Consider the following 10,543-nt stretch of genomic DNA (forward strand, 5'->3'; position numbering starts at 1 on the left):
AACCTATTTATCCTTTATCACATACCCGATTCCTCTGACTGTGTGAATAATTTTTTCGCCAAACACGTCGTCGATTTTATTCCGTAAATAATACACATACACATCTACTACGTTCGTTTCCCCCATATAATCGTATCCCCATACCCGTTCCAGCAGGGTATCCCTGCTCAGGACGATGGACTTGTTTTCCAAAAGCGTGCGCAGCAGTAAAAATTCCCGTTTGGTCAGATCAATGGGCGCGTCCCCATAGGTCACGGTATGGCGGGCCGTATCCATGCGCAGCCGGCCGTAAACCAGGGGCTTTTCCTCGCCGGCGGCTGCCGCGGTTTCGGTTTTGGGAGCCTTTTTCAGCGCCACCCGGATTCGGGCCAGCAGCTCTTCAATGGCAAAGGGTTTGGTAATATAGTCATCCGCTCCCATATCCAGCCCGGACACCTTATCCATGACCGCGTCTCTGGCCGTGAGCATGATAACCGGAACCTGAGAAGTCTTGCGCAGGCGGCGCAGCACCTCCATACCGGAAAGCTCCGGCAGCATGATATCCAAAAGGACCAGGTCGTAGGCTCCGCTCTTGGCCATTTCAAGACCTGTGCGGCCATCGGCGGCTTTTCCTACCTCATAACCTTCATGTACCAGCTCCAGCTCGGTGAATCTGGCGATCTTTTCTTCGTCCTCTATGAGAAGAATTTTTACTGACATACTGCTTGCTCCTTATCGATCGTCCTTTTTTATTTCCGACTTAAAATTATTGACTGCTTCCGTAGCCGAATCCATCGCCCGGTTGACTTGTTCTTTCCCCAGGTCCGCGCCTTTGAAATTATAGCTAAAGTCAAAGAAAAGACTGATGACCATAATCGGCACTACTACCCAGAAGAAGAGAATCAGCAGGATGATAAAAGCGATTACCGGCAGATCCATCAGAGGCTGCCCGTGCTGCTTGATGACCAGACTGTTGTCGCAGCCCTTTTTTACCAGGTATTTGATCGCTCTTCCCAGCTTGGTAAAGAAATTATCTCCCTGCTTACCGCGGGATTGTTTTTTATTTTCGTCCTGCCGGCCGCTTTCTTCGGTACCGCAGACTGTTAAGGGATGGGCAGGCTGGGATCCCTGAGCAGTATCGGCTGAGCCTTCCTGACCGCTTTCCTGCTTTGGCACATCCTTTACTTTTCCCTGGGTTTCCAGCTTTACCAGCGCGTCCAGCATATCCCAATCGCATTCTTCCAGTGCCTTTTTCGCCTCTTCATAGCTGACGTCCGCGCGCTGTCTTAATTTTTCTACTTTTTCCAAATGATCCATGTCGTTACCTCCGTGATTGTTACTGTTGATTTCTGTTTACAGCCTTATCATACAAAAGGTTTCTTAGACTGCAATTTAAGAAAAATTAGAAAATCATTAGAAAATCACTATCGCCTTATTGTACCACAAAAGCGCAGGGAAAAACAGGAGTCTTCCCGGTCCGCGTCCTTCCTTGCCTGCCTTTGGGATTTGGCGTATAATACCCTTATGAATTATAAACTGTACAAGGAAGAAAATTTTCATACGGGCAGATGGTCCGGAGGAGAGACAAAGGAACTGGCCATCTTTCCCGGGGAAGCATCTTATGGGGAGCGGAACTTTATCTGGCGGCTCAGCCTGGCGACCGGAGAACAGGAAGTATCCGCATTTACCAGCCTCCCGCATTATGACCGGGTGCTGGTGGTACTGGAAGGCGATACGGTGCTGGCCTATGAAGGTCAGCGGGTGATCCGGCTCAAAGAATTGGAGCAGGATCGTTTTGACGGAGGCTTTTCAACTAAGAGCTTCGGTAAAACTAAAGACTATAACCTGATGGTTCGCAAGGGAGGCGCGGGGTATCTGGACGTATTGGAGCTTACGGAGGAAAGGCAGGTTCCGGAGCGGGAACCTTCTGAAGGAAAGGCTCACAGCTGGCAGGCCTTTTACTGTCATGAGGGCTGTGGCGTGGTAACCTTCGGCGAAGAGCGTCAGGTGGTAAGGCCGGGCGAGCAATTGGTAATTTACAGCGATGCCGGAGAGGAGACGCCGGTGGACGTCATGGGAGAGGGCGTTCTGATCCGGGCCCAGATTTTTCACGATGACCTGGTTCTGCCAGCGGAGGATATTGCCGGAGAAAAGGGATTTTGGGCAAACCTGGCAGCGCGCTTGAGGGCGGCTATTGGTTCCGCATCTGAAACTGGACTTTAGCGGGAACGTTCCGGCCCGCCGTCCATTTGCTCCCGCAGCGAACCAACCCAGGTTTCAATGGCCTCAGCCAGAATCAGCTGCTGCTTTAAGACCGCCATCCCGGTTTCCGGGATTTCCGCCGCGTCTTTCTTCCTTTCGAGGTTTTCCTGCAAATAACCTTTGAGTATTTTTATATTAGCCTCGATATCGCTTAAACAGGATTCCTGGGTTTCCGGCGGGAGGCTGTCCAGGTTTACGATTACTGCGTTAAAATCTAAAAAAATGCGAATCGGTTTTTCGGCAATTTCCAGCATAAGCCTTTCAAATTCTTTTTCTCCGGCAGCTGTCAGAGCGTACACGGTTTTCTCGGCCATTTTCCCTTCCCTGACGGTATTGCCCTGAACATACCCCTTTTTCTCCAGCTGAATTACTTTTTTATAGATGGAGGGGGTGCTGATTTTCACCCATTTGGATATGTTTCGATACTCCACCAGCTTTTGAATGTCATAAGCGCTTAAAGACTCTTTTTTCAACATTCCCAAGACAATCAAATCAATTGTAGCCATAAGGACCTCCTTTTTTTCTCTTGACAGTTACTATAAATTATAGTAATATATACAGCGTTGTCAAGTTACTATAAATTATAGTAATATACTTTATAATTAAAACGGAGAGGAGAGTCAATATGAATGGACGCAATGGAAAAATGGAACTGCTGGGGAAGACGCCGATACCCAAAGCCCTTTTAGCAATGGGGCTGCCCACGATGATTGGCATGATGATTAATGCGCTGTACAATTTGGTGGATGCTTACTTTGTAGGAGGCCTGGGGAGCAGCCAGATGGGTGCGATTTCAGTGGTTTTTCCGCTGGGACAGGCTGTCGTGGGATTAGGCCTGCTGTTCGGAAACGGGGCCGCATCTTACATTTCCAGATTGTTGGGGCGTGGTGACAGGGAAACTGGGGGAAGGGCAGCCAGTACCGCTCTTTACAGCAGCCTTTTGGCGGGAGCGGCGTTGATAATTGGTACGATCCTGTTTTTAAGCCCGGTGCTGAAGCTGCTGGGCGCGACGGAAAGCATACTGCCCTATGCGGAAACTTATGCTGGTATCTATATGGTTTTCTCAATATTTAACGTGTTCAATGTCACAATGAACAATCTCGTGACAAGCGAGGGCGCGGCCAAGACTACCATGCTGGCGCTCCTGGCGGGGGCGATGCTGAATATCCTTTTGGACCCGGTCTTCATTTATCTGTTGGATTTAGGGGTAGCCGGCGCTGCCATCGCTACAGCCATTTCCCAGATCGTTTCCGCATCGGTATATCTGTGCTATATCTTGAGAAAAAAGAGTCTTTTCCGGTTCAGCGTCAGGGAATGCTGCTTTTCAAAAGAAATTTTTTCGGAGATTTTTAAAATAGGCGTTCCGACGCTGGTCTTCCAGCTGCTGATTAGCCTTGCCGTTGCCCTTATCAATATGGAGGCGAAGGAATACGGCGACTCTATGATCGCAGCCATGGGAGCGGTAACGAGAATTATATCCATGGGCAGCCTGATGGTCTTTGGATTTATAAAGGGCTTTCAGCCGATTGCCGGATATAGCTACGGGGCTGGAGATTATGGCCGCCTGAAAAAAGCGATTAAAACCGCAGTGCTGTGGTCATCGCTGTTTTGCATTGCCTTCGGATGCATTGCGGCATTGCTTTCAGAACCCATTATCTCAGGGTTTGCGGCAGATGACGCAGAAATGGTCAATTTTGGGCAAAACGCCCTCAGGGCCAATGGACTGTCGTTCATGCTCTTTGGCTTCTATACCGTATATTCATCTCTTTTTCTGGCGCTGGGAAAAGGAAGGGCGGGGTTTATCCTCGGCGCCCTGAGGCAGGGAATTTGCTTTGTGCCCGTTATTCTGATCCTGCCGGGCCTTTGGGGAGCCAACGGTATTCTCTACGCACAGCCGGCCGCCGATGTCCTTTCCGCGGGCATTACGGTGTTTATGGCCGTGGGACTGCACAAGGAACTGGTAGCGGATAAGTTTGCAGGGTGCGAAAATATGGAAGAGGTACATAAAGCCATTGAGGAAGTCAGAGAAATGGCTAAAAAAGAAAAGCCTGCCGAATAGGATGGACGCAGAAGACAGGGGGGCGGGCTTGCCGCCGCGCCCTGTCAGAGAGAGAGTCCCATCTTTTCGCAGTTTTGTTTCTGGATGCAGTTATAACGGCACCTGGAATTCTTCTGTTTGGAATTTCGCGTAATACCTGCCCTTTTCAGCAGTAAATTTGAGTACGCAGTAATCCGGGTCCGTTACTCCCTTTGGATAATACATAGTATCGCCTTCCTGCCAGATCATCTCTTTGCTGGCCGCATCCTCCAGAACTTCAACTGTCCCGGTCAGCATTACGCCTCGGAAAAATCGCCGGTCACAAAAATAGATACACGCTTTTTCATTTTTTCGGTATTGCGCGACCTTCAGCGATGAGGTATTGGTTGTAAAATAAAAGGTGTGTATGCCCTCGCGCTTTCTGGGCGGCAGCATCGCTCTTGTATTCGGGAAGCCGTCTTTATCGACGGAACTGATAAAGGCGACGCCCTGCTTATCAATTAAATTGCCAATGGTTTTTTCCGTATCTCTCATCATAGTAGAGTACCTCCTTGTCTATAAACCAATTATAATCAAAAAAAGCTTGCTGCATATTACCCACTTTTTCGTAACTATGCTACAAAAGATTCTTTTTTTCAAAAAATCAACGCGATCGTCCTCAATCATCATTTCAATGCCGATTTCCTGCATGATTTCGATGGCGCACAGCATTTTCTCGCCTCGTGGGGTCAGAAAATAGTCAACCTTAAGAGGGTAACCTTCGTAGGATTTTTTCGCAGCCATCCCATACTCGATCAGTTCTTTCAACTGCTCAATCAGCATCTTTTGGGTAATTCCATTGATTTCTTTTTTCAGACTCGATAATGACTGGGTCCCTTTCCCAAGCTGCCACAGGATAATAGGTTTCCATTTTCCCTTTGTAATATCATGAGTTAATTCCAAAGGACAGGTGTATTCCGCACGCGTTTTCATGTTTTACCTCCTCAGTTCTGATTGTATTATAACATCGAATACCGGTTTTTAAGAAAAAGTCGTGCTGTTTTTTCTGCTCCACTTAATATATAATCAATAGTACAAAATCAATATGAGACAGGAGGGAAACAGTTATGAAAATTATTGCGATCAATGGCAGTCCGAGAGAAAATCACAATACGGGAACCTTATTGAAAAAAGCCCTTGAAGGGGCGGCTTCCTGCGGGGCGGAGACTGAATTCGTGAATCTATACAAGCTGAATTACAAGGGATGTGTCAGCTGCTTTGCCTGTAAGTTAAAAGATGGCGAAAGCTACGGCAAGTGCGCTTATCTGGATGATCTATTGCCGCTGCTCGATTGGGTTGCGGAAGCCGATGCAATTATTCTAGGCTCACCCATCTACTTTGCGTCCGTGACCGGAGAGATGCGTTCGTTTTTGGAGCGCCTGTTGTTCTCCTGTCTTTCTTATACAAAGGATCGGAAAAGCCTGTTCCCCAAGAAATTGCCGGTGGGATTTATTTATACGATGAATGTCACAGAAGCGCAAATGGAAGAACTGGGATACAGAGATTCTCTGCGTTTTGCGGAAGCATCGCTGGAGGAGAGATTCGGCTACTTCGAGGCATTATATGCCTATGACACCTACCAGTTTGACGATTATTCAAAATATGTTGCTACGGCTTTTGACAGTGAGAAAAAGGCCAAAGCACGGGAAGAAGAGTTCCCGATTTATTGCCAAAAGGCGTTTGATTTGGGCGTGAAATTTGCCTCGGAAAAACTTTAACCATCCACTATAACACCAGCCTTTCTTTTCGTGTTATGCTGATAGAAGACAGGAGAGGCAAATATGGATAAAACGTATTCCACTTCAGAAGTGGCAAAAATAATCGGCATACATCCCAACACGGTAAGGCTGTATGAAGAACTGGAACTGATCAGCAGGCCCCGAAGACAACCCAATGGATACCGTATCTTTACCCGGCAGCACATAGAGCAGTTTCAAATCGCCCGCCTGGCTTTTCAGGTGGAAGTGCTGCAGAATGGGCTGCGAAAGCAAGCTGTCCGCATCATAAAGGCAGCGGCGCGAAATGAATTTTCTGAGGCCATTGTATTGACGCAGGAGTACTTGCAGCAGGTAGAGCGGGAGCAAAAAAATGCCGAAGAGGCTATTGAAATTACCGAAGGGCTGTTTGACAGGGGCCTGCAGGAAGATGAAGATGCGTCCCTGCGGCTGACCAGAAAGGAAACAGCCGATTTACTGTGTATAACCATTGACACTCTGAGAAACTGGGAGCTGAATGGGCTCCTTTCTGTGAAACGAAAACACAACGGATATCGGGTTTATACGGATCGGGACATCCGGCGGCTTAAAATTATTCGTTCTCTGCGATGCGCCAATTACTCGCTGGCTTCTATCCTCCGGATGCTGCGGGCCGTAGACGTCGATCCCGGCACAGATATCAAAGCGATAATCGACACCCCCAAAGCCGGAGAAGATATTATCAGTGCCTGCGACCAGCTGCTTTCATCCCTTTCCCACGCAAAGAAAAATTTCCAGGTGATTGAGCGGCGGCTCTGCGCGATGCGAAAATACTACCCTACAGTTTACCACCAGACTTGAAGCTGGTGGTATTATTTTGGAGAAAAACAGATAAGTAAAGGAGAAAAATAAAATGAAGACAGCAATTGACGTACAAGACTTATGGAAGTCTTACTCAGGAATTCCTGCTGTCCGCGGAATGAGCATGCGGGTGGCGCAGGGCGAAGTGTTCGGCCTGCTTGGAGCCAACGGCGCAGGAAAGAGCACTGCCATAGAGTGTATCCTGGGTACGAAGAAGGCGGATCGGGGTTCCGCGGCTATCCTGGGGCTCGATCCGCAGCAGCAGAGAAGCCAGTTGTTTGAGCAGGTTGGCGTGCAATTTCAGGAAGCCAGCTATCCCGATAAAATAAAGGTGGGGGAGTTGTGTGAGGAAACCTGCTGTCTGTACAGAAAAGCAGCCGATTACCATTTCCTGCTGAACCAATTGGGGCTTACGGAAAAAAAGAAAAACTTCGTGTCTGAACTATCGGGCGGCGAAAAGCAGAGGCTGTTTATTGTGCTGGCCCTGATCCCAAATCCGAAGGTTGTGTTTCTTGATGAACTGACGACTGGGCTGGACCCCAGAGCAAGACGAGAAGTTTGGAAATGTCTTTTGGAAATGAAGAAGGCAGGACTGTCTATTTTTCTGACGTCACACTTTATGGAAGAAGTAGAGCTTTTATGCGACAGAGTTGCGGTATTAAAGAAAGGCGATGTTGTTTTCTGCGGCACAGTGAATGAAATGATAAGAAAAAGCCCTTATGAACGATTGGAACAAGCGTATCTCTGGTTTACCGATGAGGAGGAAGAAATTGAAAACCTTTAAAACAATGCTTAAAATCGAGTTGAAACTATCTCTTAGAGGGATGGATATGTTTATTTTCGCCATCTGCCTGCCGGTGGTGATGGTGATTCTGCTGGGATTCATTTATGGAGACAGACCGGCCTTTTCCGGTGCGGAATACACGTTCTTTGAACAGTCCTTTGGGGCGCTTGCAACCATTTCCATCTGCGCCGGAGGGGTCATGGGACTGCCCCTTTTGATTTCCGACTATCGCCATAGAAAAATTCTGAAACGATTTCAGGTCACTCCCGTCAGCCCATCGCGGATTTTGATGGTTCATATTGGGATCTATGCGATTTATGCCATTGTTTCAGTGATTCTGATCTATATCATTTCTGCGATTTTCTTTGGTTACCGGATGGAAGGTTCCTTGGTATGGTTCGCAGTCACTTATCTGCTGGTTATGCTGTCCATGTTCAGCATAGGCATGGTCGTGGGCGGACTGGCACCCGATCAGAAGACGGCTGGTATTGCGGCAAGCATACTGTATTTCCCAATGCTGATCTTTTCCGGGGCCACGCTCCCCTATGAGGTAATGCCGGAAGTGTTTCAGAAAATAGCAAATGTGCTGCCGTTAACACAGGGGATCAAGCTTTTAAAAATTGTTTCCTTAGGAGAGCCTGCTGCTTTGGGCATTGTTCCCATGGTATTTTTAACGGTCCTGCTGGTCCTGTGCAGTGGAATCGCAGTTCGATTTTTCCGGTGGGAATAACGGTTTCTCCCTAAACCGATTGACATATAGGTAACTAGTTGCTATAATATAAGCAACTAGTTACCTATATGGAGGAGCGTATGGATATCAATGATTTAATACAAAAATTTTCCGGCACCAATGAAGATCGAATCAAAGCCATTTTCAGCACCCTGTTTATTGCGGGCAACCGGCTGCAGACCGTATTTGATAAAAACATTCCCCAGATTTCCCTGAAACAATTCATGCTCTTAACAATGGTCAGACAGTCGGAGGAGCAGCTGACCTTTACTCAGCTGGGCAAGCTGCTGGGCTGTTCCCGGCAGAATATAAAGAAGCTTGCCTATGCCCTGGAGCGGAAGGGGTTTGTAAAAATCAGCCGGAGCAGCGGCGACAGCAGGGCGTCGAGCATAGAGCCGACAGCTAAAATGGAAGACTATTTCAACAATATATTCGCGGCGTATCAGGATCAGCTGAAATATCTTTTTGAAGTTTACAGCGTCCAAGAGGTTGAACAGCTATTTGAATTATTGATGAAGCTGTATGCTGGTATCGATAACCTGGAAACAAAATTAAAACAAATGCCAAAGGAGCGAGTATGAATAAAATTGTGGTTTTGTATAAATCTAAATATGGCGCTGCGAAAACGTATGCCAATTGGATCAAAGAGGCGCTTTGCTGCGATGTCTTTGAAATCGAACAGTATGACTGGGAGCGCACAGATCGTTACGATTGCGTTGTCATTGCCGGCGGGATCTATGCGGGAGGCATTTCTGCGGTAAAAGCTCTGAAAAAGAATGCAGAGGCGCTGGCCGGCAAGAAAGCGGCCCTCTTTGCCGTTGGCGCCAGTCCCTTGGATGAGAAGGCGTTGGAACAGATTAAAGAACAGAATTTAAAACAGCTTTCGTTAGACCTGCCTCTATTTTATGGGCGCGGTGTTTATGATGAAAGCAAGATGAATTTCAAAGACAGAACCTTGTGCAAGCTGCTGAAAAAGGCGCTGCGAAAAAAAGATCCGCAGACCTTCGATCCATGGATGAAGGAGCTGCTTGAATTTGATGGACAAAGCTGCGATTGGACTGATCCGGTTTATTTAGAACCGCTGCTGGATTATATCCGGTGACAGAAGGCTGAAAGCAAAAGGAGACTAAGGGATGGAAACTATAAAAAACACAGAGAAGAAAAATCTGCACGAACTGTACCTGGCAGGCGGGTGCTTCTGGGGGCTGGAAGCATATCTGAAAAAACTGCCGGGTGTCTGTGGCACGATAGCCGGTTATGCCAATGGGAATACGAAAAATCCCACCTATGAAGAGGTTTGCTATAAGAATACGGGCCATGCGGAAACGGTTCGTGTAACCTATGATACGGAGGTTCTGCCTACGGAAACGCTTTTAAAAGCCTTTTTCCGGGTGGTAGATCCGACCAGTGTCAACAGGCAGGGAAACGATTGGGGCGTTCAATACCGCTCCGGCATTTACTACACGGATGAAGGCGATCTGCCTGCCATTTTGGCGGCTATTGAAAAACAAAGAGAAAAATATGGACAGCCGGTTGCGACGGAAGTGCTGCCGCTGGATAATTTTTTTCCGGCCGAAGAATATCATCAGGACTATTTGGGCAAAAATCCTGGCGGCTATTGCCATATCAATCTGGGGGATGCCGATGCGTTCATAGAAGAGGAAGGCCTGGCTGCGGATTTAGACCAGCTGATCAGAAAAGAAGATTATCCGCTGCCGGATGAGCAGGAACTCAAAAAAAGACTGACCGCAATTCAGTATGAGGTAACCCAAAATAATGGTACGGAAAGGCCATATACCAATGAATACGCACCTGTTTTTGATGAGGGGATTTACGTGGATATTGCCACAGGGGAGCCGCTGTTCAGCTCTAAAGATAAATTCGAATTAGGCTGCGGCTGGCCCAGCTTCGCAAAACCGATTGTCCCCCAAGTAGTCGCAGAAAGAACAGATAACAGCCTTCATATGACCCGTACGGAGGTGCGCAGCAGGGCTGGTGATTGCCATTTGGGCCATGTTTTCGAGGACGGACCGCCTGCATTGGGCGGATTGCGCTATTGTATAAACAGCGCTGCGCTCAGGTTCATTCCTTATTCTGACTTGGATAGGGAAGGGTACGGATATTTGAAGAAATTGTTTTAAATTCGATGGTCTGAA

Annotated in this window: 14 protein-coding genes; 9 read left to right on the forward strand and 5 right to left on the reverse strand. The window is 47.7% G+C overall.

The window, feature by feature from the left end; all coding sequences use genetic code 11:
• Positions 1-3: 3 nt before the first annotated feature.
• Positions 4-699 carry a response regulator transcription factor gene (locus tag NE619_RS07350; RefSeq protein ID WP_256131756.1) on the reverse strand — a complete coding sequence of 232 codons (696 nt, stop codon included), beginning with the start codon at positions 697-699 and terminating at the stop codon, positions 4-6.
• A gap of 12 nt (positions 700-711) precedes the next feature.
• Entirely contained in the window at positions 712-1,296 is a 585-nt protein-coding gene (locus tag NE619_RS07355; RefSeq protein WP_256131757.1) for a DUF4342 domain-containing protein, read from the reverse strand.
• Positions 1,297-1,503: 207 nt separating this feature from the next.
• Here NE619_RS07355 and NE619_RS07360 point away from each other — a divergent pair, with 207 nt between their 5' ends.
• A complete protein-coding gene (locus NE619_RS07360; protein ID WP_256131758.1) occupies positions 1,504-2,202 on the forward strand; it encodes a HutD family protein in 699 nt (232 codons plus the stop codon).
• Here NE619_RS07360 and NE619_RS07365 read toward each other — a convergent pair.
• Positions 2,199-2,747: a PadR family transcriptional regulator gene (locus tag NE619_RS07365; RefSeq protein ID WP_256131759.1), complete on the reverse strand. Its 549-nt coding sequence runs from the start codon at positions 2,745-2,747 to the stop codon at positions 2,199-2,201. The genes NE619_RS07360 and NE619_RS07365 overlap by 4 nt on opposite strands.
• A 119-nt stretch (positions 2,748-2,866) precedes the next feature.
• Between NE619_RS07365 and NE619_RS07370 the strand changes: the two genes are divergently transcribed.
• Positions 2,867-4,300: an MATE family efflux transporter gene (locus NE619_RS07370; protein WP_256131760.1), complete on the forward strand. Its 1,434-nt coding sequence runs from the start codon at positions 2,867-2,869 to the stop codon at positions 4,298-4,300.
• A 90-nt stretch (positions 4,301-4,390) separates the two neighbouring features.
• Here the strand turns inward: NE619_RS07370 and NE619_RS07375 are convergent, their stop codons facing one another.
• A complete protein-coding gene (locus tag NE619_RS07375; protein ID WP_256131761.1) occupies positions 4,391-4,816 on the reverse strand; it encodes a pyridoxamine 5'-phosphate oxidase family protein in 426 nt (141 codons plus the stop codon).
• Between the two features lie 18 nt (positions 4,817-4,834).
• The gene (locus tag NE619_RS07380) at positions 4,835-5,251 is read right to left on the reverse strand and encodes a helix-turn-helix domain-containing protein (RefSeq protein WP_330640677.1); all 417 of its coding nucleotides are present in this window, start codon (positions 5,249-5,251) and stop codon (positions 4,835-4,837) included.
• Between the two features lie 134 nt (positions 5,252-5,385).
• On the opposite strand from NE619_RS07380, the gene NE619_RS07385 reads away from it, so the two are divergent.
• The 7 genes from NE619_RS07385 (at position 5,386) to msrB (ending at position 10,528) form a co-directional block, all read left to right on the forward strand.
• The gene (locus NE619_RS07385; protein WP_256131762.1) at positions 5,386-6,036 is read left to right on the forward strand and encodes a flavodoxin family protein; all 651 of its coding nucleotides are present in this window, start codon (positions 5,386-5,388) and stop codon (positions 6,034-6,036) included.
• A 63-nt stretch (positions 6,037-6,099) separates the two neighbouring features.
• Positions 6,100-6,873 (forward strand): MerR family transcriptional regulator, encoded by a 774-nt coding sequence (locus NE619_RS07390; RefSeq protein WP_256131763.1) that lies wholly within the window; start codon positions 6,100-6,102, stop codon positions 6,871-6,873.
• A 52-nt stretch (positions 6,874-6,925) separates the two neighbouring features.
• Entirely contained in the window at positions 6,926-7,657 is a 732-nt protein-coding gene (locus NE619_RS07395; protein WP_256131764.1) for an ABC transporter ATP-binding protein, read from the forward strand.
• Positions 7,644-8,387 (forward strand): ABC transporter permease, encoded by a 744-nt coding sequence (locus NE619_RS07400; RefSeq protein WP_256131765.1) that lies wholly within the window; start codon positions 7,644-7,646, stop codon positions 8,385-8,387. Before NE619_RS07395 ends, NE619_RS07400 begins: the two co-directional genes overlap by 14 nt.
• A gap of 80 nt (positions 8,388-8,467) precedes the next feature.
• Positions 8,468-8,968 carry a MarR family winged helix-turn-helix transcriptional regulator gene (locus NE619_RS07405; RefSeq protein ID WP_256131766.1) on the forward strand — a complete coding sequence of 167 codons (501 nt, stop codon included), beginning with the start codon at positions 8,468-8,470 and terminating at the stop codon, positions 8,966-8,968.
• Complete coding sequence (locus NE619_RS07410) at positions 8,965-9,489, forward strand: flavodoxin domain-containing protein (RefSeq protein WP_256131767.1); 525 nt, start codon at positions 8,965-8,967, stop codon at positions 9,487-9,489. Before NE619_RS07405 ends, NE619_RS07410 begins: the two co-directional genes overlap by 4 nt.
• A gap of 31 nt (positions 9,490-9,520) precedes the next feature.
• On the forward strand, positions 9,521-10,528 hold the full coding sequence (gene msrB, locus NE619_RS07415; protein WP_256131768.1) for a peptide-methionine (R)-S-oxide reductase MsrB: 1,008 nt from the start codon (positions 9,521-9,523) through the stop codon (positions 10,526-10,528).
• The last annotated feature ends 15 nt before the right edge of the window (positions 10,529-10,543 follow it).

The organism is Anaerovorax odorimutans (assembly GCF_024459955.1).
Lineage (GTDB): Bacteria > Bacillota > Clostridia > Peptostreptococcales > Anaerovoracaceae > Hominibacterium > Hominibacterium odorimutans_A.

Coding starts and splice junctions, on each gene's coding strand:
- NE619_RS07350 (WP_256131756.1), bottom strand. CDS start 699: ATGTCAGTAAAAATTCTTCTCATAGAGGACGAAGAAAAGATCGCCAGA.
- NE619_RS07355 (WP_256131757.1), bottom strand. CDS start 1,296: ATGGATCATTTGGAAAAAGTAGAAAAATTAAGACAGCGCGCGGACGTC.
- NE619_RS07360 (WP_256131758.1), top strand. CDS start 1,504: ATGAATTATAAACTGTACAAGGAAGAAAATTTTCATACGGGCAGATGG.
- NE619_RS07365 (WP_256131759.1), bottom strand. CDS start 2,747: ATGGCTACAATTGATTTGATTGTCTTGGGAATGTTGAAAAAAGAGTCT.
- NE619_RS07370 (WP_256131760.1), top strand. CDS start 2,867: ATGAATGGACGCAATGGAAAAATGGAACTGCTGGGGAAGACGCCGATA.
- NE619_RS07375 (WP_256131761.1), bottom strand. CDS start 4,816: ATGATGAGAGATACGGAAAAAACCATTGGCAATTTAATTGATAAGCAG.
- NE619_RS07380 (WP_330640677.1), bottom strand. CDS start 5,251: ATGAAAACGCGTGCGGAATACACCTGTCCTTTGGAATTAACTCATGAT.
- NE619_RS07385 (WP_256131762.1), top strand. CDS start 5,386: ATGAAAATTATTGCGATCAATGGCAGTCCGAGAGAAAATCACAATACG.
- NE619_RS07390 (WP_256131763.1), top strand. CDS start 6,100: ATGGATAAAACGTATTCCACTTCAGAAGTGGCAAAAATAATCGGCATA.
- NE619_RS07395 (WP_256131764.1), top strand. CDS start 6,926: ATGAAGACAGCAATTGACGTACAAGACTTATGGAAGTCTTACTCAGGA.
- NE619_RS07405 (WP_256131766.1), top strand. CDS start 8,468: ATGGATATCAATGATTTAATACAAAAATTTTCCGGCACCAATGAAGAT.
- NE619_RS07410 (WP_256131767.1), top strand. CDS start 8,965: ATGAATAAAATTGTGGTTTTGTATAAATCTAAATATGGCGCTGCGAAA.
- msrB (WP_256131768.1), top strand. CDS start 9,521: ATGGAAACTATAAAAAACACAGAGAAGAAAAATCTGCACGAACTGTAC.